The organism is Paenibacillus paludis (assembly GCF_042610515.1).
GTDB lineage: Bacteria > Bacillota > Bacilli > Paenibacillales > Paenibacillaceae > Paenibacillus_AQ.
Map to the genome: position 1 here is coordinate 80,661 of NZ_JBGJZP010000005.1, position 21,777 is coordinate 102,437.

General features: G+C 51.0%; 21 protein-coding genes and 1 tRNA gene. 6 read left to right on the plus strand and 16 right to left on the minus strand.

Features of this window, described 5'->3' with window-relative positions; genetic code table 11:
- Positions 1 to 83: 83 nt before the first annotated feature.
- Positions 84 to 1,292 (minus strand): GTP-binding protein, encoded by a 1,209-nt coding sequence (locus tag ACAN56_RS11245; RefSeq protein ID WP_379142774.1) that lies wholly within the window; start codon positions 1,290 to 1,292, stop codon positions 84 to 86.
- Between the two features lie 92 nt (positions 1,293 to 1,384).
- Positions 1,385 to 1,534, minus strand: a complete 150-nt coding sequence (rpmG, locus tag ACAN56_RS11250) for a 50S ribosomal protein L33 (RefSeq protein WP_379142777.1) — start codon at positions 1,532 to 1,534, stop codon at positions 1,385 to 1,387.
- A gap of 199 nt (positions 1,535 to 1,733) precedes the next feature.
- Between rpmG and ACAN56_RS11255 the strand changes: the two genes are divergently transcribed.
- Genes ACAN56_RS11255 through ACAN56_RS11265 form a run of 3 tightly spaced genes read left to right on the plus strand, consistent with a single transcriptional unit; the run spans position 1,734 to position 4,697 of the window.
- Positions 1,734 to 2,768 (plus strand): CobW family GTP-binding protein, encoded by a 1,035-nt coding sequence (locus tag ACAN56_RS11255; protein WP_379142780.1) that lies wholly within the window; start codon positions 1,734 to 1,736, stop codon positions 2,766 to 2,768.
- Positions 2,769 to 2,799: 31 nt separating this feature from the next.
- Complete coding sequence (locus tag ACAN56_RS11260; RefSeq protein WP_038589533.1) at positions 2,800 to 3,789, plus strand: permease; 990 nt, start codon at positions 2,800 to 2,802, stop codon at positions 3,787 to 3,789.
- A 35-nt stretch (positions 3,790 to 3,824) separates the two neighbouring features.
- Positions 3,825 to 4,697 (plus strand): TIGR03943 family putative permease subunit, encoded by an 873-nt coding sequence (locus ACAN56_RS11265; protein ID WP_038589531.1) that lies wholly within the window; start codon positions 3,825 to 3,827, stop codon positions 4,695 to 4,697.
- Here ACAN56_RS11265 and ACAN56_RS11270 read toward each other — a convergent pair.
- The 13 genes from ACAN56_RS11270 to ACAN56_RS11330 all read right to left on the minus strand — a co-directional run bounded on the left by ACAN56_RS11270 (position 4,690) and on the right by ACAN56_RS11330 (position 19,037).
- Positions 4,690 to 5,085 carry a NusG domain II-containing protein gene (locus tag ACAN56_RS11270; protein WP_379143225.1) on the minus strand — a complete coding sequence of 132 codons (396 nt, stop codon included), beginning with the start codon at positions 5,083 to 5,085 and terminating at the stop codon, positions 4,690 to 4,692. The genes ACAN56_RS11265 and ACAN56_RS11270 overlap by 8 nt on opposite strands.
- Positions 5,086 to 5,172: 87 nt before the next feature.
- Positions 5,173 to 5,361 (minus strand): DUF6954 family protein, encoded by a 189-nt coding sequence (locus ACAN56_RS11275; protein ID WP_379142783.1) that lies wholly within the window; start codon positions 5,359 to 5,361, stop codon positions 5,173 to 5,175.
- Between the two features lie 93 nt (positions 5,362 to 5,454).
- The gene (locus tag ACAN56_RS11280; protein ID WP_379142785.1) at positions 5,455 to 8,922 is read right to left on the minus strand and encodes a PAS domain S-box protein; all 3,468 of its coding nucleotides are present in this window, start codon (positions 8,920 to 8,922) and stop codon (positions 5,455 to 5,457) included.
- Positions 8,923 to 9,418: 496 nt separating this feature from the next.
- Positions 9,419 to 10,051, minus strand: a complete 633-nt coding sequence (locus ACAN56_RS11285) for a hypothetical protein (protein WP_038589524.1) — start codon at positions 10,049 to 10,051, stop codon at positions 9,419 to 9,421.
- Positions 10,048 to 11,274: an ABC transporter permease gene (locus ACAN56_RS11290; RefSeq protein WP_038589521.1), complete on the minus strand. Its 1,227-nt coding sequence runs from the start codon at positions 11,272 to 11,274 to the stop codon at positions 10,048 to 10,050. The genes ACAN56_RS11285 and ACAN56_RS11290 overlap by 4 nt, the downstream gene beginning before the upstream one ends.
- Positions 11,271 to 12,146 carry an ABC transporter ATP-binding protein gene (locus ACAN56_RS11295; protein ID WP_038589519.1) on the minus strand — a complete coding sequence of 292 codons (876 nt, stop codon included), beginning with the start codon at positions 12,144 to 12,146 and terminating at the stop codon, positions 11,271 to 11,273. Before ACAN56_RS11295 ends, ACAN56_RS11290 begins: the two co-directional genes overlap by 4 nt.
- A gap of 38 nt (positions 12,147 to 12,184) precedes the next feature.
- A complete protein-coding gene (locus ACAN56_RS11300) occupies positions 12,185 to 12,475 on the minus strand; it encodes a hypothetical protein (RefSeq protein ID WP_156130860.1) in 291 nt (96 codons plus the stop codon).
- Entirely contained in the window at positions 12,405 to 13,103 is a 699-nt protein-coding gene (locus ACAN56_RS11305) for an RNA polymerase sigma factor (RefSeq protein WP_379142790.1), read from the minus strand. The genes ACAN56_RS11300 and ACAN56_RS11305 overlap by 71 nt, the downstream gene beginning before the upstream one ends.
- Positions 13,104 to 13,323: 220 nt before the next feature.
- Positions 13,324 to 14,562 (minus strand): ABC transporter permease subunit, encoded by a 1,239-nt coding sequence (locus ACAN56_RS11310; protein WP_379142793.1) that lies wholly within the window; start codon positions 14,560 to 14,562, stop codon positions 13,324 to 13,326.
- A 12-nt stretch (positions 14,563 to 14,574) separates the two neighbouring features.
- Positions 14,575 to 15,468 carry an ABC transporter ATP-binding protein gene (locus ACAN56_RS11315; protein ID WP_379142795.1) on the minus strand — a complete coding sequence of 298 codons (894 nt, stop codon included), beginning with the start codon at positions 15,466 to 15,468 and terminating at the stop codon, positions 14,575 to 14,577.
- Between the two features lie 60 nt (positions 15,469 to 15,528).
- Complete coding sequence (locus ACAN56_RS11320; RefSeq protein ID WP_379142797.1) at positions 15,529 to 16,311, minus strand: hypothetical protein; 783 nt, start codon at positions 16,309 to 16,311, stop codon at positions 15,529 to 15,531.
- Entirely contained in the window at positions 16,247 to 16,846 is a 600-nt protein-coding gene (locus tag ACAN56_RS11325) for an RNA polymerase sigma factor (RefSeq protein WP_379142799.1), read from the minus strand. Before ACAN56_RS11325 ends, ACAN56_RS11320 begins: the two co-directional genes overlap by 65 nt.
- A 484-nt stretch (positions 16,847 to 17,330) precedes the next feature.
- Positions 17,331 to 19,037 carry a CocE/NonD family hydrolase gene (locus ACAN56_RS11330; RefSeq protein WP_038589504.1) on the minus strand — a complete coding sequence of 569 codons (1,707 nt, stop codon included), beginning with the start codon at positions 19,035 to 19,037 and terminating at the stop codon, positions 17,331 to 17,333.
- Positions 19,038 to 19,462: 425 nt separating this feature from the next.
- On the opposite strand from ACAN56_RS11330, the gene ACAN56_RS11335 reads away from it, so the two are divergent.
- Complete coding sequence (locus ACAN56_RS11335; protein WP_379142802.1) at positions 19,463 to 20,170, plus strand: TetR/AcrR family transcriptional regulator; 708 nt, start codon at positions 19,463 to 19,465, stop codon at positions 20,168 to 20,170.
- 208 nt (positions 20,171 to 20,378) lie between these two features.
- Here ACAN56_RS11335 and ACAN56_RS11340 read toward each other — a convergent pair.
- Positions 20,379 to 20,462, minus strand: a tRNA-Leu gene (locus ACAN56_RS11340).
- A gap of 205 nt (positions 20,463 to 20,667) precedes the next feature.
- Here ACAN56_RS11340 and ACAN56_RS11345 point away from each other — a divergent pair.
- Both ACAN56_RS11345 and ACAN56_RS11350 read left to right on the plus strand, forming a co-directional pair.
- On the plus strand, positions 20,668 to 21,135 hold the full coding sequence (locus ACAN56_RS11345; RefSeq protein WP_038589500.1) for an Lrp/AsnC family transcriptional regulator: 468 nt from the start codon (positions 20,668 to 20,670) through the stop codon (positions 21,133 to 21,135).
- Complete coding sequence (locus ACAN56_RS11350) at positions 21,132 to 21,749, plus strand: LysE family translocator (RefSeq protein WP_379142804.1); 618 nt, start codon at positions 21,132 to 21,134, stop codon at positions 21,747 to 21,749. Before ACAN56_RS11345 ends, ACAN56_RS11350 begins: the two co-directional genes overlap by 4 nt.
- Positions 21,750 to 21,777: the final 28 nt, after the last annotated feature.

Here is a 21,777-nt window from a genome sequence, read left to right on the forward strand (position 1 = left end):
GTGGAAACAGGTCCTTCTAAATGCAAACTGGCTGGAGGCACCCTCTATGAGATCCGCTCTCTACTTGTGCTCGCTTACCGCCTCTACTCCTGAGCGGCTCCCAGCAGCTCCCCGGCAGGCCAAGGAAGCGGATTATTGAACTGGCTCCAGTCCTGCTGCAGTTCTTCTCCGGTCAGCAGACAGCGGTCCAGTCTGGCTTCAATCGCCGCACGGTCCATGGCCACTCCGATGAACACAATCTCATTCATCCGGTCGCCCCACTGCTCGTCCCATCTGGCCTTCACGTCAGGCTCCGCCGCCAGCACTTCAAGCTGCTGCTCCTTCGGCAGAGTCGCCAGCCAGTAACCGGCCGGACCAAATTGGATCGAAGGCCCGGCCTGGCTTAAGCTCGCGGCGAGATCGCCCTTCGCAGCCAGCCAGACCAGCCCCTTCGCCCGCACAACTTCTTCCGGCCAATTGCTGAAGAAGAAGCTTAATCTCTGCGGGTGGAAAGGTGTTCTGCGCCGGTAGACGAAGGAGCCAATGCCATATTCTTCGGTCTCCGGTGTATGCTCCTCCTTATTCAGCTCCGCAATCCAGCCGGAGGACATACTTGTCTTCTCAAAATCAAACAAGTGCGTATTGAGAATCTCCTTGGGATCAACGACACCATTAACCGTACGGATGATCTTGGCGCCCGGCTGAAGTCTGCGCAGCACAGCCTCAAGCTTGTTCAGCTCCTGCTCTTCAACGAGATCGCATTTATTGAGCAGCAATACGTCGCAGGTCTCAATCTGATCAATAAGCAGATCTACAATATCGCGGAAATCCCCTTCGCCCGCCGTCATATTACGGTCGATCAGACTGTCTCCGGAAGCGAAATCATGCCAGAAACGGTTGGCATCCACAACGGTGACCATCGTGTCCAGTCTGGCGAGCTCCGTCAGGTCAATATCCAGATCAGGATTGGCATACGTAAAGGTCTGCGCGACCGGAACCGGCTCGCTGATCCCGGAGGATTCGATCAGGATATAATCAAACCGGCCTTCCGCGGCCAGATTGCTCACTTCACGCAGCAGGTCGTCGCGGAGTGTACAGCAGATGCACCCATTGGACATTTCCACCAGCTTTTCCTCGGTCCGGGAGAGAGTGTTGCCGGATTTCACCAGACTAGCATCGACGTTGACCTCACTCATGTCATTGACAATGACAGCGACCTTCAGGCCGTCTCTGTTGTGCAGAATGTGATTGAGCAATGTGGTTTTACCGGAGCCCAGATATCCGCTGAGCACGGTAACAGGAATTTTATTCATAGATTTACTCCTTAGACTTTTAGATGGGATAGGGATGACAGATGAAAGGTTATGTGCAGCGCAAGGCGGCTTCAGAACCCAGCCTGCATAACTTAGCGTGTCTCCCGGTGCAGCGTAACCCGTTTCAGACGCGGACAATATTTCTTCATTTCGATCCGTCCCGGCTGGGTTTTCTTGTTCTTGCTAGTGGTATAGTTGCGGTCGCCGGTTTCTGTGCAGGCCAAAGTCACAATTACTCTCACAGCGTTCATCTCCTTTTGTTTAATCGTAATATTTACGATTTACACATTCTACATGTTTGAGTCCCCTGCTGTCAACAAGGGCATGCAGAAAATTTCTACTCTCTCAAATATGTGGTCTTTCCTTAGATCAAATTACGTATATATGGAAATATGAAAATATGATTCTTGCAATTGCAAGATTCAAACGGGAGTGTGGACGATGAAGATACCGGTGATTATATTAAGCGGATTTCTGGGGAGCGGGAAGACAACCCTCCTGCTCACTCTGCTGAAAGAGAGCAAGGCACGGGGACTGAATCCCGGTGTAGTGATGAATGAGCTGGGCAAACGCGATGTTGACGGCTACATTCTGCAGGAGCATACGGGAACTAGTGTGGAAAAGCTGCTGGACGGCTGTGTCTGCTGCAGCCGCAAGGACGAACTGCCGGGAAGCCTGAATGCACTGCTCGCCCGGCGGCCGGATATGATCTTTATCGAGCTTACCGGCGTCGCCGATCCCGAAGAGATCGCAAAGTCGCTGCTGGAGCCTTCGTTCAGCGAGCGGCTGGCGCTGCACTATACGGTCACCCTTCTCGATGCCGAAAACATGCTCGAGTACAACAGCCGGTTTTCTGCCGACAAGCAGCTTGTCCGGACACTGCGCAAGCAAATCAGCGGTGCCGATCTGATTATCGTCAATAAAAGTGATCTTGTAGAGCCGGAAACCTTATGGAAAATTGAAAAGGCCGTCCGCAAGTATAATGCGGAATCCGAGATTGTGTTTACCCACTACAGCGAAATCAACGTGGCTCCGCTGCTGGCCGGCATCACTGCCCGGACATCCCGTACCGCAGCAGCCCAGCGCAGCTCCCGCACCATCAACGGGTCCGTGCTTAAGCGGATGAACGCCGGTCAGCCCCATGGTGCAACCGCTGTGCATGAACCAAGGCTTGAAGCAGCCGAACCCTCATATTCGCAGGTGGCTGCTGTGACACTGACCTTCCCGCAAGCGGAAGATAGCGGAATCTACAGGGAACAGCTGGAGGGCTTCTTCCGCGAATGGGGCGGCAGCCTCCTCCGGGCCAAAGGACATGTACGGCTGAGGGGTCAGGCTGAAGTCCAGCTGGTACAATTTGCCGGAAACCGCGCAAGCTGGGAGCCGTCACGTTATCCCGGACTGCCTTATGTCGTCTTCATAGGGTTACATTTGGATGAACAGCAGCTGACGGAGCGCTGGTCTGCACTGTTCGGTTAATACCGCATGCCGGGAAGGAGCCTAAGATGCCTTGACAACCTTTTCTCCGTTTAAAATACTGCCGCTGCTCATTCCCGCCGTCTTCCTGATTATTGCGGGCATCGTGTGGCTGCCGGAGCACCCGGAGCTGCTGGACAATGCCTATGTGGATACGTTCAAAACAGCTTTTATCGGCATTCTGCTGGAAGCCCTGCCGTTTGTGCTGCTGGGTGCGCTGCTGTCTTCCCTGCTCCGCGTATTCGTTCCGGACGAGATCATCTCACGCTGGATTCCGCGGAGACCGGTTCCGGCGATCCTGTTCGGCTGCCTGCTCGGCATCCTCTTTCCCGTATGCGAATGCGGCATGATCCCGCTGGTCCGCCGCCTGATGCATAAGGGAATGCCGCTGTATGTTGCTGTCGTATTCATTCTCTCGGGACCCGTGGTCAATCCCGTCGTTTATGGGGCGACACTGACGGCCTTCCGCTCCCATCCCGGACTCGCTTATGCCCGTATGGGTCTTGCGTTTGCCGTTGCCGCGCTGATCGGCCTTATCATTTACATCACGGTGAAAAAGTCGCCGCTGCGGCTTTCTATTCAGCGTGAAACCGGGGAACGCCATGAACAAGGCACACGCGGAGGCAAACTGGTTGCCGTCTTCGTGCATACATCGGACGAGTTTTTTGAGATGGGCAAATATTTGATTATCGGCTGCCTGCTGACCTCCGGCATTCAGAGCTTTATGAATCAGGGCAGTCTGGCCGCTATTGGGGAGAAGCCGCTGGGATCCTATCTGTTCATGATGGGGCTGGCCTTTGTCCTTTCCTTATGTTCAACCTCCGATGCCTTTGTCGCTTCCACCTTTCTGCACACCTTCCCGGCGGGATCACTGCTGGCATTCATGGTGCTTGGACCGATGCTGGATTTCAAAAATTCGCTGATGCTGCTCTCGCTGTTCAAGACGAAGTTCGCGCTTTACTTATTTTTCCTTATCTTCTCCGCCGTCTTTATCGGATCAGTGCTGGTTTCATTAGGGTTATGACGCTATTTCTCACAAAACTTTCAGGAGGGCCAGAGATGAACGATTCCGGCAGTATCCGGTTCCACTATCTGCTCAGGGCGGTTATTCTGCTTCTCTTCGCGCTGTACATTGGGCATCTGGTCCAGCAGGACGCGCTGCATTATTATGTCGCCCCGAAGCTGGCGCGCTGGATTAAGCTCTGTCCCATACCTCTTGCGCTCATGGCACTCAGCCTGGGGATTCAGGCCTTGTTCGGCAAAAGCAGTGTCCTGTGCGACTGCGAGCACCGTCTGCCCCGCACCGGGCTCAGAAGCAGCGCGCTTTACGGCTTGTTCCTGCTTCCGCTGCTGCTCGGCTTCCTGCTTCCCGACCGTGCTCTGGGCAGCGCGGCCGCAGCCAAAAAAGGCATCGCCTTATCCTATACCACGGTGGAACCGCGGGAAAAAGAGTCATTCGCCGCAGCCAATCCTTATCAGGCGGAATTTGCGGAGCTTGCCGCCAACCTTCACGCACAGGATGTCATTACGGTTTATCCGGAAATTTTCTCCGAAACGTTCGGAGCAATCGACCTGTATAAAGGCCAATTTGCTGGTAAAGAGATCACCGTCTCAGGTTTCCTGTACCGCGAACCGGCGGTGGCAGGCAAAAGTTCGTATGCGGTCAGCCGTTTTCTCGTCCAATGCTGTACTGCCGATGCCACTCCTTTCGGAATCCTGCTTGATCCGCAAACACAAATAAGCCTGCCCGCCGATACCTGGATTGAGGTTCGGGGCAAGCTTCAGGTTGTGAAATACGGCGGCAAGGAAATCATGCAGATTGATCCAGACAGCATTACAGCGATTCCCCAGCCTTCCACTCCTTACGTGTACACCAATGCCGACTCGGTGGCCGCATGGGAGCAGATTCAAAGTTTACCGGCAGCTAAATAACTGCGTCCAGCTCATCATCATCATCAATGGATCTGTCGGGGTTGACGACTTCAACCATCAGCCGGGCCGGAATGCAAATAATCTGCTGCCTCGGTCTGGAAATAAAGCCCATCTCCAGGGCAATCGGCAACGGAGCGTCAGAATACGTCATCTGAATTCCGTAATCATACACTTTTAATATATTGTGGCCAAACTTAGTCTTCATCTCAATAATCTGCTCTTCTTTGGTCAATGAAACAGTTTTATACTCTTTGCCGTTCACTGTAATAACGGCTTTCAAATCCCCTTGTACATAATGCTCATTCCGGTTATTCATCCATTTGACTCCGTAGATGGAGCCGGCTACAAGTAAAACCAATACAATAATGACAAAATCGCCGCGTTTCATCTTTTGCAATCGCGTTACCCTCTCGCTGGCTATATTTATACGTAAAAATTACGAATAATCTAAATATAGTCAGCGCAGCAGACTTTGTCAATGCTTGCCCAGCCGTTTCAGCAGACTGCGCATCCATACGGTGATCGCCGTATAAATCAGCAACACGACAATCAGCGTAAGGATCCGTTCCTTGACAGAGCCGTCAGCGAACAGTACGGGACCCAGGCCGAAGAACGTGGTCAGCAGGTAAAGGATCGCGAACAGCACATACAACAACACTCTCACTAGCGGCCCTCCCTCCTTGCTTTTCGACCTTCATTCTTTCAGAATAACCTCAATTGAGGCCAATCATTCCTGACTTCCGTATGGCTCTTCAGCCTATCTGCGGGAATAAGCCGACCATTCCCTCAGCACCCTGTCCAGCTCCTCCGGCCGGATCGGCTTAGAGATGAAATCCTGCATGCCCGCCCTCAGGCACATCTCCTTGTCTTCTTTGCGGGCAAAAGCTGTAGTGGCGATAATGACCGGGGACAATCCGAGCTCCTCGCGGATTTTGGCTGTCGCTTCAATCCCATCCATGAGCGGCATCTGAATGTCCATAAATACCAGATCATACTGCCCGGTGAGCACGGCCTCGACCGCCATTTCCCCGTTGGACGCCACATCGGAATCATATCCCCGCTTCTTGAGATACGCCTGCAGCAATCTCAGGTTCACAGGATGATCCTCGGCAACTAGAATCGAGAGCGGACCGTACACCCCGCTGGAGGAGCCTTTGTACTTGCTACGGTTCTCCCGCCGTTCCGTAGCCGGGAACGCAGCAGCGCCGCCCGCGGAGGACAATTCTCTTGGAAGAGTGGTATGGAGGGTGAAAAAGAACTCCGAGCCTTCATCTTCACGGCTCTCCACGCCTATCGCTCCACCCAGCAGCTCCACCAGCTTCTTGCTGATGGCCAGTCCCAGACCTGTTCCGCCATATTTGCGGTTGATCGATGGATGCAATTGGGAGAAGGATTGGAACAGCAGCCCTTGGCTGTCCAGCGGAATACCGATCCCAGTATCCGTCACGGTAAATTTAAGAACACACTCGCCGGAATCTCTGGATGACACCAGCTTCACTTGAATCCCGATTTCCCCTTCTTCGGTGAATTTCACCGCGTTGCCGACCAGGTTTACAAGAATCTGGCGCAGTCTGGTCTCATCCGTTAACACCAGCGGTGGCAGCGCGTCATCCAGCTCACAGTTTAGCGAGAGCCCCTTCTCTTTGATACGGGGATAAAAGATATCTGTGACGTTCGATACAACCTGGCGGAGATCCACAGCTTGCAGCTCAATCGTCATCATGCCCGCTTCAATTTTGCTGAAATCGAGCACTTCATTGAGAATATGCAGCAGCGTCCCACCACTTTTGGTAATAATCTGTGTATAATACTGCTGTTCTTCATCAAGCACGGTGCCTTCAAGCAAATCAGCCATGCCGATAATCCCGTTCATGGGTGTGCGCAGCTCATGGCTCATAATGGCCAGAAATTCAGATTTGGCCCGGTCCGCCTGCTCGGCAGACTCCTTAGCCCGTACAATCGCCTTCTCTTCGGTAATGTCGCGGAACACAACCACAACACCCTTCCGTACACCGTTATCGAACAGGGGGGTCATCCGGTATTTAACGAGAAAGCTTGAACCGTCCTGTCTCCAGAATACGCCCTCTTTCTCATCATAGGTGAGATGATCCTCCAGCCATTCCCTCAGAGTCTTCCGCCCTCCAGGATATGGCTCTCCGTCGAGCCACGTCTGCTCGATCGTAGGCAGCCTGATCTCACCCGCCAGCTCCCCGGCTTCGTAGCCAAGCATTGCGGACGCCGCCGGATTGATAAATACCGTCGCACCCTCAAGATTCATGCCAAAAATACCTTCTGAAACGGAATTCAGAATCAGCGCATGCTCATAGCTGAGCTTCTCAATCTGCTCCAGATGCCGTTTGCGCTCCGTAATATCGCTCGTAATGGCAAATACGCCCACGACCCGGCTGTCTACCATTATCGGCACATAAATCATGCTGACCTCGACAACATGCCCATCCCGGTGAAGCAGTCTGCTCTCGAAGGTTTGAGCTACACCGCTTGCAGCAACAAGAAAGCGTTCTGCCACAAAATCCAGCTCTTCCGGATCAAAGATATCGCAGTAGTTTGACAACAGCAGGCTTTCACAGGAATAACCCGTCAAATGCTGCAGGCTGGCATTCAGCGATTGGATCCGTCCCTGCAAATCCATCGCGCTGATGGCCGAAGGGTTATATTCAAACAAAGACTTATAGCGGTTTTCGCTCTCCAGCATTTTGAGCTCATATTGCTTCCGCTCCGAGATGTCGCGGGTGATGCCGACTATCTCCGTATCCCCTCCAGCACCGGTACCAATGTGGCGCAGGGTCGTTTCTGTCCAGATGTAAGAGCCGTCTTTACACAGAAACCGGAAGACGATAGGCTCAAGCCTTTCCCCTTTCATGCTGCTGCGCAGATAGGCCTGGACACGGGCTGCATCCTCAGGATGAATATAATCCATTCCCCCGGTGCCTACCATCTCTTCAGGTGTATATCCGAACATCTGCAGACTCACCGGAGAGGCATACAGATAGGTTGCTTCCTCATCGGTTGCATTGCGGGAAATGAAATCCTGGGAATTTTCCGAAATGAGCCGGTAGTTCTGTTCGCTTTCCCGAAGCTGCTGCTCCATTTCCCGATGAGCTGTAATGTCCTGAACCACTCCGCTAATCTGTCTTATGTTACCTAAGGAATCCTGAGCCACTTCCCAATGGGCATCGATAAATTTCTTCATGCCGTCGGCCGCCGTAATTCCGAAGACCGCTCCGCCTTTCGTCCCGTGTTTCACCGAATCAAGCAGCGCCTCCATAACCCTGGGCAGATCTTCAGGCTCCACACATTCCTTGATGAGCAGCGGATCATAGACGGTATGATTGCTAATATCATCGGTATGGCCAAAGATACAGCGCATTTCCTTGGAAGCAATCAACTGCTGGCTGGAGGCCTCCCATTCCCACGAGCCCATCCGGGCCAGAAACTGGGCGTTCGCCAGCATGTCCTCGTATTTCTTCCGGACCGTTATATCCCGGGCAACCGTCAAGACCTGCTGAACCCCACCCTTATCGTCGCGCATGATCTGGAAAGAGCTTTCAATCCAAAGATAATGCCCGTCTTTATGGCGCACCCTGCGGGTAAACACATCGTTGTCCGAATAGAGCAGTCCCTGCTCGGTCATCTCCAATGCGTCTTCCTCATGGTAGTAATCCGGTCTTTTTTTACCGATCATTTCATGGGTAGAGTATCCCAGCACTCGTTCAATGGAGGGTGAAACATAATGGATCGTACCCTCAGGATCAGCGAGAGATATCAAATCCGGTGTATTCTGCGAAATCAGATTATAGAGATAATGCTCCTCGAGTATCTTCTTCTCTGCCAGCTTGCGGTCCGTAATATCCTTCATTTCCGCAATCATATATAAAGGGGTACCACCAGCTTCATCAAATGTCAGAAACAAATGCAGTGCCACCCAGAAGACTTCACCATTCTTGCGTGTAAATTGATTTTCACTGTCTACAGCCGCACCCGGGCTCTGCAGCAATAGGTTTATAACCTGCTCATGATCTGCTGTGTCTTTCTCTTCCATACAGGAAATATCCAAATACCGAAGGTTCATAAACTCCGCTTCCGTATACCCGAACATACTGCACAGTGCAGGGTTGGCCAGTTGTATCGTCCCATCCTTCATGGACACGACTGCAAATCCTGTAGAAGACCGCAAATACAGATATTTAAAAAGATTGTCGGACAATGATAGAGCCTCCTCTGTGAAAGTGGCGGACAGAAATTAAATGTAAATGTAAGTATATCTTTTTTTCGGTCAATTAGCTTCTAATATGAAGTCTATCATAGAGACAAATGAAAACGAATGAGCCAATTTACTGGAGATTAGGTATGCGAACAAGGGCTTTTTGCCCAAAAAGAATGAACATAGAAGCGGGAAACCCATTCGATGCAGTTTGCAGATCGGGACGTAATGTCAGCAGTTTTGCACGGCAAAAAACCGCCTCTCAGTCACTACAATGACTTTAAGGCGGTCAGTTATATGTTATGCCGTTTGTTTAGTTTTTCGGCTCCGGTGCAAGTCCCGCCGTCCTTGCGGGTGCAGCGTGCCGGACTTTCTGCTTCGCTTTATCAATCTCAGGTTGTGAGGGAGTCTCGCCGGTTAAGCGAAGATGCTGAAGAGTTAAGTTCGTTCTATTTCAAACAGGCTGCCGAGCTAGCTACTCTGCCTGCCTGGGCTGCCTTCAGTCCAGTCTCCGGGCCGGAAGCAGGAAGGCACAGAACACGGCAAGTGCGCATGACAGTCCGGCGAGCAGCCATTTGTCAGGATCCCATCCGCCCTTCACGAGCCCAAACAGAAAAAAATGTCCGGTCAGACGGCCCTTTGTCATAAAGTCGAGCAGATACCAGGCAAAGCCGATAATGTATCCGCCCGATATGTTGCGGAGTAATAGAGCGGCCGTCATACCTGCGGATCCGATCGCCATTGCGGTAATGGCAACTCCGCCGATCATCGGCCATAGGTCAAAGACCGCGCCGCGCAAATGCAGGCTGGTGAAAAAAACGGCAATGATCAAGAAAATAAACAAAGTAACGGACAGCCAGCGAAACAGAAAGATAGGGTGATGCCGCACCTTCTTGGCGTAGAGCACCTCACCGATTCCGCCTTCCTCCAGCATCGCCAGATGGGGGTACACGATCAGGCCAAGGAAGCTGATCAATTGTTCTCCCAGCTTGGCGACATCTCCCCATTCCATGAGTTGAGGATCCATGAAGAAATGCACGCTGCACAGCAGGGCGATGGACAGCAGCCACGAATAATGGGCGGTCAGCTTCAGGTTGTACCAACCAAGCACGCGGAGTGATTGACCTGTCATGAGGCTTCCCCCGCGGCCGTTTTGGCTTTTCTTGCAGAGGTTTTGTTCCCCCGTACCCATCCGGAATCCGCCTGGCTGCGGTTTCTTTCCCAGAGCAGCGCGGTTCCGGCTGCCAGCAGCACCGCAAGCAGAATGTAGAAGCTGCGGTTAATTGCGATCTCATCCACCCAGCCTTTATATAAATCAGCGTCCCTTGGCGTGTTAAAGCGGATGATCAACTTGTACAGCCCATAGGAGCCCATAAGCGGCAGCACAGAAATAAACCACCAGACGATCTGCAGGGCGATCGGCACAATCCCCCGGCGGAACAGCATAGAGCCGAACATTCCGAAGGCAATCGAAGCCCAGACTGTAGGCAGCAGCCACCAAGCTGTGTATCCAAGGAAGAGGAAAATCGCCTCCGCCGTCTGTCCCTTCAGTTCCAGGGCATTTACGGTCTGCCAGCCGCCGGCAACTGCAAGCACAAGATAAATCAGGGAGAGCATGATCCCCAGCGCGATAAACTTTGAACCGACGTAGGTCCATGACGAAACCCGGCGGCTGTATATCAGCTCGCTCATTCGGCTGGAGCGGTCACGGAGCAGCAGAAAGGCCGAAAGGAATACCGGAAAGATACCAGCCGGGAGTGCGAGGTAATCGCTGAAATACCGTGCGGCTCCGGGTAGCAGCTCTCCGGCCTCTACAACCTCGTTGTAGCGTACAAGCGTTTGTTCCTGCGCTTTCACCGCTTCCTCGTAGTTATCGATACCAAAGCCGAATTCATCCATCCCTCTTTTGTACATACTGCTCCCGCCAAGTTGCTCGTTCAAATCATCAGAAACCTTGTAAACGTCTTCCATCGTGTACTTGTCCGAATCTTTAAGAATGATGTCCAGCTTGGAAGCAGCCTCGGTGAGGGCAGCTTTTTCTTGCTTATCCAGCTTGCTCTCGAGCGGAAAGCCGATTCTCAGCTTGGTTGTTGAACCGGCATCCAGGTCCCAGCCCATCTCTTTCCTCATTTGCGTAGCAAGTTCAGAGGTGTTCCCGGGCAGCTTCCAGCCGTAAAAAGGATGTTCAGGGGGACCCACATTTTGCGGCTCAGTCATAACGGGAGGCCGAAGCTCGCTCCAGGTCTGCTCTGCGGCATATTCGGTGAAATAGAAGAAGCAGGCCACTAGTATAAATACATAAAAGACGAGACTGCGCAGAATCATGCGAATCTCTTTACCAATGAGCCCTATCATACGAACGACTCCTCCTTGCGCATCAGGTAAAGATAGGCATCCTCAATAGACGGTATGGCCTGCTGCGCTCCCGGATAAGGCTGCTGATCGGCGAGAACACGGATGCGCATTCCTGTGCCTTCCGGCACAGCAGACAGCACAGGGAAGCGGTCACGGTCCCGCTCCCACTGCGCCCGGTCAAGCTCCACCGTCCAGACGCGTCCGGCGGCAGCCCCCGTCAGGTCACCGATTCTGCCGTGATAGCGCAGACTTCCCTTATGCAGCACGGTCATTTGCTCACAGGTGGATTCCACATCCTCCACAACGTGGGTGGACAACAGGACGATTCTCCCTTCAGAGAACCGGCTGAGGAGCCGGCGAAAGCGGATCCGCTCTTCCGGATCAAGCCCTGCCGTGGGCTCATCGACGATCAGCAGCTTCGGTTCATGCACCATTGCCTGGGCCACGCCGAGCCGGCGCTTCATTCCGCCGGACAGTGCTTTCACCTTGGTCCGGCGCTGCTCCGTCAGATTCACCTGCTCCAGCAAATCGTCGATTCTCCGCTTCCGCTCCGAATGCCCCTTCACCCCGGACAAAAGTGCGAGATAATCCATCGCTTCAAGCACCGACATCCCTGGATAAAATGCAAATTCCTGCGGCAGATAACCGACCAGCTGGCGGATCTGCGCTTTGTCCGTCAAAGGTACTCCACCGATCGTTGCTTTGCCGGATGTGGGTGTAAGTAAAGTTGCAAGCAGCCGCATCAGCGTTGTTTTGCCTGCCCCGTTAGGACCAAGCAGGCCGTGTATCCCTTCGCCTACTTTGAAGCTGACACCGTTTAAAGCCTGCTTACTCCCGTAGGTTTTGGTCAGTTGTTCAATTACAAGTTCCATTCTGGTCCTCTCCCTCACATGCTTTTGACTATTTACTACTAATCGCTTTCCTGGTCCCAGGTAAACTCCGTGTTCTCCACCATCAGTCCTATTCCGATCAGGAGGAGTGACAGCAAGACGAGCAACACTACATCAATAACTTCGAACTTGATCATTACAAAAACAGCAACCGCAGTAAGCACAATACCCGCCAGCTTAGTATTTCTTTGCCTGTCGAGCTTCCGGCTGTTTCTCTGCACCTTCTCAGCCTCACGTTTGTCATACTCCAGCAGACGGGCTTTCCGGTACACTTCCTCTAGAAACGCTTGTTCCTCTTCGGCTGGCTTCACAATCCCACTCCTCCTTTTCGTATATCTGCCTCAGCTTCTTGCGGGCCCGGTGCAGCAGCACTTTGAAGCTCACCGTTGTACGGCCCATAATAGCTGCCGCTTCTGTATAAGACATCTCACCTACATCAACGAGATACACGGCCATCCGGTAATCCGGCTTGAGCGTAAGCAAACGCCGTTGCCACTCCTGGTCCTCCTCGTGCACAATCGCCATCCGCTCGGGATCCTCCCTGCCGGGAGGCGGCATGCGGTTTCCTTCAGGCAGGTTATCTCCTGAGTAATCCCCTGAAAAGGAGGAATCGGGACGCCTGCGCATCCCTGCTTCAACCGGCAGGGTCCGCTGCCGCTTCCGCAAGGAATCTATGCTTTTGTTGCGGAGGATTGTGAACAGATAGGTTTTAAAAGACGCGCGGGTATCGAATCTCTCCGGATACACCAGCAGATAGGCAAAAGAGTCCTGTGCCAAATCCTCGGCGGTATGATAATCCCCGGTCAGATGATAGGCAAACCCTACCGCAGGCTGCCGGTATTGACGAACCAGCCATTCAAAAGCCTCCCGTTCTCCCTGCCGGAACCTGATCAGCACGGCTGCCTCATCATCCGGGTGACCCGCAGCCTCATCCTCCATAATGGAGCGCTGTCTGTTTCCTCTCTGGATATCGTTCGTCCGAATCCCCTCCTCTCCCGCAGCCTTCTACTACTTATTCGTCCAAGCCTCCGAAATAGTTACAGTGCTCCCGAAAAAAAACAAAACGGGTCCGCAAACTGCTGCATCAGCAATCTGCGAATCCGTACTTTTTTGACAACTTCCGTTTGGAACTTGAGAGCTGCACCTTGAGTTTTTCCTATCAAACCACCTGATGGTTTTTAAAGGCGCGATAAGTAAAGGGCAGGAGCAGGGCAATAACAATTATTGCAAAGCCTGTAGCAAACTTATAGCTGGGAATCAGCTGTCCAAACACAGAATATCCTTCGTATTCGGTTACTCTCGTAATGCCGTCAACCATTTTGCCAGGCAGCAGGTTCATAATATGATTATACAAGCGGCTGCTCTTGCTAGCCGGAAAAAACAGCGGGCCGATCAGCAAAATGACAATGACAATGATAACGGGAAATGGGGTGCTCATCCGGCTGGACAGCCAGAGCGTCACCGCCCCCACGGTCAGACAGGCCAGGCTGCCAATAAGAATTGCCCACAAATAGGTCTGAAACACCGTGAAAGGAACCGGGGCAAAAAGCTTGATCATCTGCACGCTGGCGCTTCCCCCATCAAATCCAAAAATCCCAAGCATCAAGAGAGTGTAGGTGCCTAATCCCACAGCAAGCAAGCCAAGGGAGACAATCAAACCGGCTTTCAATTTGGCGGCAATCACCTTATTACGGCCATAACGGGAGGACAAGATTATCGCATCCGCCCCGCTCTGGTATTCACCGGCAAAGACAGGAGCAAGCCAAATCGCAATCACAAACGCACTGATCAATAAAACAAACTGCAGGTTCTCGAACACATTCTCCCAGCCGGTTACATAGTCCATTTGGAAGGGGACCGGAATGGACTTATTCATCCGCATAAAAAAAGCATTCTCTTTGGCAGAAGCATTGCCGGGAGTATAATCCCTGTCTATGTACTCCTTCACCTTATCGAGACGTTCCTGATAGAAGGTCTTTGCTGTATTTGGTGTCATGCTGTCGATAATATAATGATCGTATTCACGGGAATGGGAAAAAGCAAACCGGATCAACGTATCAATCTGATAACTCTGCTCTTTGTAGGTTACATAAGCCTCATTTGTGAGCTCCCCCTTCTCGTTAAGGTTTTTCGGATCATGTATGACTTTTTGATGTTGCTTGACTGCAGCCGCTATTTTCTCTATCGTCAGCGGTCCGGCTAGCTGGCGGTTGTATTCCTTTCGGAGCGGGATGGCTTCCAGTCCTTTTAGATCATTGCCGTCCTTGTCCGTTATGTACGCACCCGAAACGAGCGCCCATACTCCTAATAAGGCCACGACGATTATAAGTGTTATGCCTATAAAAAATGATTTCCGTCTCATGATCTTTCTGAGCTCAAACCGGGTCAGAATATCCATAAACTGCACCTCCTATTTGACTTCGCCAGCCGCTGCAGCCGATTCATCTTGAAAATGGTATAGAAACAAGTCTTCAAGCGTCGGTGAAACCGAAACTGCATGAGCTGCGGGTTGGACCTTAGAGACAATACGCAGCTCAACCCGGTCCCGCTCATGCCGCAGATTGCTCACACAGTACCGTTCATTCCACGCCTCCGCTTCCCTCGCCGGAACATGGCATAACCAGACATTGCCCTCCATCGTAGCTGTCAGCTGTTCTACCGTCCCGCTCATTAGCAGCGCACCCTGTTTCATCACCAGAATCTGATCGGCGATATATTCCACATCGGACACAATATGTGTCGACAGGAGGATGATCTTATCGCGGGCCAGATCGGCTATAAGGTTGCGGAAGCGTACCCGCTCCTTGGGATCCAGTCCCGCCGTTGGCTCGTCCAGCACCAGCAGGCGGGGATCATTCAGCAGTGCCTGGGCGATGCCGAGCCTTTGCTTCATCCCCCCGGAAAAGGTGCGGATTTTCTTGCGGGCCGCCTCCTCCAGAGCTACCATGCGCAGCAGTTCACGGGCTTTCCCCTTCGAAGCCTTCAGGGTCAGCCCTTTCAACGATCCGACGTACCACAGAAACTCTTCCGCGCTGAAATCGGGATAATATCCGAAGTCCTGAGGCATATAGCCCAGCAGATCGCGGTATTGTTCCCCCATGCGGCCAATCTCCTGGCCGTTCATCTGAATCATCCCCGAGGTCGGCTTGAGAATGCCGCAGATCATCCGCATCAGCGTTGTTTTACCTGCTCCGTTAGCTCCGAGCAAACCATACACACCGCTGGTCAGCCGGGCCGAAATGCCGTTCACCGCCTGTTTCGCGGCAAAGCGCTTGCTTAGCTCATTTATAGTCAGTTCCAACACGTTATGAACCCCTCCTTATTCAATGCTCCCTGTAGCCAAGCGGCCTGCGCTGCGGTAATTTCACATCAGGCTGGAAGCGGTCTCCAGACTCCGGCAAGTCTTGCGCAAACCGCGTACCTGCAGCGCTATTCCTGCGGTTGTCACCAGCAGCAGCATCTGCCATACTCCCATTGCTGCTGGTTCAAACACCCACAGGTTCGGGGTAAAGGCAAGTATCATCTGTACCAAGGCCACCACGCCGGCGAAGGTCAGGCAGTAATATCCGCAGCTTGGGGTGCGAACCCGATTGAGCAGCCACAGGCAGCCGAGGCAAGTTAAATTAAAAGGCACAAGCAGATAGATCAGCATGGTTGCAACATCACTATGTATCCAAACACTTAATATCGCAGCCAGCAGGGTCAGACCCAGCAAATCCGCCATCCCCAGCAGACTCATGCGGACCATCGTCAGCTTCTCCAGGAGATGGCGGGTGCTGAGTTCTATCTCCAGCATATGACAGCTAAGCGAACGGGTCAGAGTACGGATTCCAGCCATTACCAGCAGAGGTGCGGATATAGAGACCATCATGACGATTTGCACACTCTCTCCCATTTCCTGAAGGGCGTTTCGCAGTAACAGCACCATTCCCAGGACAATCAGCAATTGCACGGCCCATACCTTCCAGCTGATGAAGCGAAGCTGGGCCAGATAGAACTCTCCAAACGACGTTCTCCGCCCGGCTTGTCGCTGGCGCAGCACCTCACCTGCCCCTCTGGCGGTATCTTCAAGACGCTGCCGTTCAATGGGGGGCGTGGGGTAGTTCCTTAGGGCGTTGACGATTGCTTGCTCTGATCTCTTGTTCAACGGGTTCACTCCTTTCCAAGTGACTTCTTAGTACAGCCAGCCCGCGCTTCACCCGGTACTGCACCATACACACGTTCACTCCTGTTACGCGGGCAATGTCACGGTAGGTCAGATCCAGGCAAAAGCGCATAAACACCAGTTCCCGCTGCGCCTCAGGCAGCAGCTCAAACAGCTCATGCACCAGCTGCTCTCTTTCCACCTGTTCTTCTATAGAGCTGCTTTGCTGTGCAGCCCTCCAGTCTGCTGCATCCCCCTCGTCCTCCAGGGATAGCGGCTGCCCCTTCCTTAAATGATCGTTGCATAGATGGCGGGCGATAGTGTATAAGTATGCACGGCATTTTCCGGCGTCAGTATAGCGCTCAATATGGCGGCAGAAGCGGTAAAAGGTCTCTTGCGTTAAATCCTTCGCCTCTTCCGCGTTCCGTACCCGCCAGCAGCAATACTTCTGGATGCCAGCGTAGTACCGCTCAATCAGCGGTGTCAGATATTCGGTTTCCCCTTCCTGAATCCGCCGAATCCATTCCCTTTCATCCACCTCGTCCCCTCCTCTCTAATAGGTATAACTGTTTTTCTGCCGGAAAAAATGAACAGATACTGTGTCATTATTGTGACGTTATTCAATATTCACAAACCTGATCATATAAGAACCGGAGGAACGGACAGGCAAAAAAAGAAGCAGCGGCTAGAAAGCTCACTGCATCTCAAGATTGCTCAAGGACTGAGGTTAGTATATATTTCTGGTCTCTATACGCGCCAAATTGGTAATTCGCTTCATGAACATCAGGTGAGGTGATGTAACCGATCATTTGTATATCTGCAAATTCACCGCAATAAACCGAGTGTACCATGTAAAATTCCCCACTACAGTTCGATGTCTCACATTTCAGCTTCACAATATGCAAAAAGGATGATCTGCTCACCTTAGAACAACTGGGCAGCAGCTACCGGATGAAATCGCGCTTTGCCAAATTCCACAACCTGCCCGACCTGATGAAATGGTAGGGAAGAGTTAAATCCAGTTAGGGTATGATCGGCAGCAATAAATAAGAATCAAATTCATCCCCTGTATATAGAGTAACGTCTGCTTCCCAAACCCTGTCATCCGCCGTCTGAGTCAGCAGTGCGCAGCCGCTCTGATTCTGGCTGCCAATTTCCAGGAGCAACCGATTTCCTTTAGCTACAACAATCGCGCTATCCCATATCTCTATATCCAAGGGGTAGACTTCCCCGGGAATCAGCTTCTGAATCTCATCGAAGCTGTAGTAGGGCTTATATTCCGCCGATATTTGATCATCCGTTTTACGTAAGGAAGCGCGTAGCCAGCCTTGGCTAATGGGGAATTGGTCCGTTAGTGCTCCTGAATTAACTACCTCATTGCCAAGAGGGTCAATGTTGCGCAAAGATACAAAAATGTCCATATCATCTGTAGTTGACGATGCCCACAAGCGGAGCTTGATAGGCCCCAGAATCTCTGTTTCGTTCTCCAACGGAGCAGTTTCAAACAGAATACGCTTGGAGTTGTTTTCCTCTCTCGAGAATGCTTTCACCATAAAGGGCTCGGCCCAGTGCCTGGACTCGCGCTCCTTATCGCCATCATAGCAAAGCTGGCTCTTGGCTTGCGGAAGTTCCACTGAAAGCAGCTTTGAGCTTGCATCAAGGTAGAATCGAGTCCATTGGGTACGCATAAGCGGATACTCATTCTCGTAGCGCCATGTGTAGCTATTACCTCCGCGGGGAATGGCAAGCTTCACCTTCGGCTCCCTCGTTATGCCGGTATCGATTCCCTTGAGCCAATAATCGAGGAATTTTTTCTGCAGCTCACGACCCTGAGCGGTATAGAATTCACCAACATGGCTGCCGATATGCACTTCAAGCCACTTGTGCTCCGATGCTGCATTCTGAAATCCCAGAAAGTTCCCCCGGGTATGCATTCCGGCGCTAAACCAGTTGCTTGCGGATAATAAAGGTACCTCTACTTTGCTTAGATCAGAGAACCGATTCGTCCATGATTGATCACGTAATGGATTGTTTTTGACCATCTCCGGGAAATCAATGCGATTGTCCTGCAGTTGTTCCTCGGAGAGGCTTCCACCGGGATTGTATTGATGTGTCAAAACACCGTTTTTCCACCAGAATGAAAGAAAGCCGTTTGCCTGAATTCCACCCGGATAACAGAAATCCGCATAATAATCTACTGTACCTTCCCAAGGTATGATGCACGCTAAATGAGGAGGTTGTTCGGATGCCACAGCCCATTGGCTCATTGCCAAGTAGGAGATGCCCAGCAGTCCTATCCGTCCATTGCTCCAGGCTTGCGTTCCAGCCCATTCGATTGCATCATAATAATCCTTCTTTAAAGCACTTGATAATATATCAAGCTTCCCTGGAGAATTACCGATACCACGTTCATCTACTCGCAATACAGCATACCCTTGTGGCACCCAATATTCAGGATTTGGTGTTTCCCAGCTTAGTAACGGTCCTTTATCCTGCAAATGGGTATATTCTATTGCAACCGTCGGGTTAGCAGGAGCAAATTGTGAGAAATGCGTATCCTTTCCATACGGACACATCGTCATGATTACTGGAAAATCCCCGTCCGCATTAGGCTGATACAGATTTGCGGCGAGATAATTCCCATCTCTCATCGGAATCTTTACTTCCTTCCAGGTAAGCTCATAAAAGTGGTTACTTCTTTCGTTAGTATCGATAGGTAGAGGATTCATAGCTTGCCTCCATTTGATAGTTTTTCTTGAAACCAGTCAATCAATAAGCTGTGTGCTTCTGTGTCCTGTTCAATTTCAAGTCCTTCCAGCCTGGATTAATTAGAACAACGGGAACATCCTTAGGTGCAGCATTTCCATACCAATGGATACCCTCCCTTCTTCCAGCAATTGGATTCACTTCTTCTATCATTTTTATATAAGAAATATTAGTACACGTGTACTAAAGTAAGTGTATTCCTACGAGTACATTAATTCAACTTTGATCTTTTTCGAGAAAATCATTCTTAGCTGAGGATTCTCGGCAAACATCTCTTGAATCCTTCCATATCCTTAATCAAGCTACTTATTTCGGCTTGAAGGGCCAATTTGTGATATAATGCTTTTGATTTCAAGTGCATATCACAAACGCTATAAAGGAGATAGGCATGGATAATAATTTAAGAGATAAGATCCTTGAGACTTCAATTGAATTATTTAATAAAAATGGATATGCATATGTAACATTGAGGGATATTTCCGATGCGCTAAATATTAGTCCTGGCAATTTGACATACCATTTCAAAAAAAAACAAGACCTCATGATTGGTGTTATGGCAAGGCAGTATGAAGAATATCAAAACTTAAATTTCTCAGCGGAGGTTTCTATCCAAGGGCTGAATCAGCAGTTTTTAATCCTTAGTGCATTCCGCGAAAAATATTTCTTTTATTTCTCCAGTTTCACAGAATTGCCTAAGCTGTATCCTGAGATAGCTAATATGCAAATTAAGGTTGTTAATGATTTCTATACACTTTTTACCGATACATTTACCATATTTGTTAATAATGGAATTATGAAAGAAGAATTATATGCCGGACAATATGAAGATTTGTCTATTTCTTTATTATCGATCAATATGTATGGGACACAGGAAATAATTCTTCTCCAAAAATTTCTTCCAAAGCAGAAAAATATCTTTTCCATCCTTTGGAGCCTTATATTGCCTCATTTAACAAGAGAAGGGATGGATATGTATAGTCGGATGACACAGGGCGATGAAACTCCTCCCCCACAACTATGCTGCAAGCAAGATAAACCGAACGGAGGCTTGAAAGAGTCAACAGGTGACCCCCCAAGGTACGTAAGATCTGACTAAGACGGCGGAACAGTATCCCTCCCAATAGATGGTGACATTACCCAACAGTTAGGCTTCCCTCACTAATTTGAGAACTTGCTCCTCAAATTGTTTCATTTCCATTCATCCCGCTTGACAGCCATTTTCATTATTCGAACGACACAAACATACCCTGTAAAACGCAAAATAAAAAACCCTTCCGAAGAAGGGTTTGGTGTGTAAACTATGATGCGGTCAAGAGGACTCGAACCTCCACGATATTGCTATCACTGGCACCTGAAGCCAGCGCGTCTGCCAATTCCGCCATGACCGCATATTATGTATACAGCGATTTAATCACCGTAATTAAGAATATACTCCCTTTTGATGTAAAGTGCAAGTTTTATTTCCGAAGCAGTACATTAATCACTCGTCTGGACAGGACAATCCCTATTTTCACACTGAAACATTAATCACTGACTAACTTACGTATTCAAAGTAAATTACATATAACACTTCATAAAGGAAGGTTTTATAATATGGATTCTTTGGATCACAAAATCATCAATGCACTTATGGCGAATGGAAGAATGACCTGGGCCGAGCTTGCCGGACTGCTTGGCCTCTCTTCTCCTGCGGCTGCTGACCGGGTTCGGAGACTGGAGGAGCAAGGAATGATCAAAGGCTATACGGCGTTGATTGACGCCGAATCTGCCGGTTTTGGGTTGGCGGCGCTCATTGCAGTTTCGCTGGAGCGGCCAACGCACCGGCAGGCTTTTCTGGAATTGGTGCTGAAGCTGCCAGAAATTCAGGAATGCCATCATACGGCTGGAGATGACGACTACATTCTGAAGATCCGCTGCCGGGGAACCCGCGATCTTGACCGGATCATCAGTGAGGAGCTGAAGAGCCTGCCGGGTATTGTGCGGACCCGCACAACGATCATCCTCGGAACGGTTAAAGAAACACCGAATGTCCCGCTGTCGCCTGAAGACACTGCACCATGATCAGCTGGCCCGCCCTCTTCAGCGGCTTCGGTTTCGGTTTCATAATTGCCGCTCCTGTCGGTCCCATGTCTCTGCTGTGCATTAACCGGACACTGAAGCACGGCTTCTGGGCAGGCCTGGCGACCGGTGCGGGAATTGCGCTTGCCGATGCACTGTATGCTCTGGCTACCGTCACCAGCTTCCGAATTGTGACTGAGTTCACTTCTGCCTATGATCTGCCGCTCCGGCTCATCGGCAGCCTCTTCCTCGGGGTTCTTGGAGTAAAAGCTCTGCGGCCGGGCAAATCCAGTGCCAAACCGGAAGCCGTCCGCAGCGGAATAGCCTACAGCATGTTCTCCTCCTTTCTTCTGACTTTGGCTAATCCGGCCACCATTCTAAGCTTCATGGCGCTCGCAGCTTCTCTTGGAAATACTGTCGGGTCTTCCCTGTTCCTCCCGGCTGGAATTGCGCTCGGCTCCTGCTGCTGGTGGCTGCTGTTATCTGCTATTATCTGCTGGATCAGCGGCAAACTGCCTGATGCCTTCATTCGATCTTTGAGTCTGATCTCGTCGGTCTGCCTGATCCTGTTCAGCTTATACGGCATCAGCTTGGCTTTATTGGGGGCAGGGGGGTGAATCCGGCTTGAAACTGGTGATAGGAACA

Coding starts and splice junctions, on each gene's coding strand:
- ACAN56_RS11290 (WP_038589521.1), bottom strand. CDS start 11,274: ATGATAGGGCTCATTGGTAAAGAGATTCGCATGATTCTGCGCAGTCTC.
- ACAN56_RS11285 (WP_038589524.1), bottom strand. CDS start 10,051: ATGACAGGTCAATCACTCCGCGTGCTTGGTTGGTACAACCTGAAGCTG.
- ACAN56_RS11255 (WP_379142780.1), top strand. CDS start 1,734: ATGAAGATACCGGTGATTATATTAAGCGGATTTCTGGGGAGCGGGAAG.
- ACAN56_RS11265 (WP_038589531.1), top strand. CDS start 3,825: ATGAACGATTCCGGCAGTATCCGGTTCCACTATCTGCTCAGGGCGGTT.
- ACAN56_RS11305 (WP_379142790.1), bottom strand. CDS start 13,103: ATGGAGGATGAGGCTGCGGGTCACCCGGATGATGAGGCAGCCGTGCTG.
- ACAN56_RS11345 (WP_038589500.1), top strand. CDS start 20,668: ATGGATTCTTTGGATCACAAAATCATCAATGCACTTATGGCGAATGGA.
- ACAN56_RS11335 (WP_379142802.1), top strand. CDS start 19,463: ATGGATAATAATTTAAGAGATAAGATCCTTGAGACTTCAATTGAATTA.
- ACAN56_RS11330 (WP_038589504.1), bottom strand. CDS start 19,037: ATGAATCCTCTACCTATCGATACTAACGAAAGAAGTAACCACTTTTAT.
- ACAN56_RS11245 (WP_379142774.1), bottom strand. CDS start 1,292: ATGAATAAAATTCCTGTTACCGTGCTCAGCGGATATCTGGGCTCCGGT.
- ACAN56_RS11350 (WP_379142804.1), top strand. CDS start 21,132: ATGATCAGCTGGCCCGCCCTCTTCAGCGGCTTCGGTTTCGGTTTCATA.
- ACAN56_RS11310 (WP_379142793.1), bottom strand. CDS start 14,562: ATGGATATTCTGACCCGGTTTGAGCTCAGAAAGATCATGAGACGGAAA.
- ACAN56_RS11270 (WP_379143225.1), bottom strand. CDS start 5,085: ATGAAACGCGGCGATTTTGTCATTATTGTATTGGTTTTACTTGTAGCC.
- ACAN56_RS11295 (WP_038589519.1), bottom strand. CDS start 12,146: ATGGAACTTGTAATTGAACAACTGACCAAAACCTACGGGAGTAAGCAG.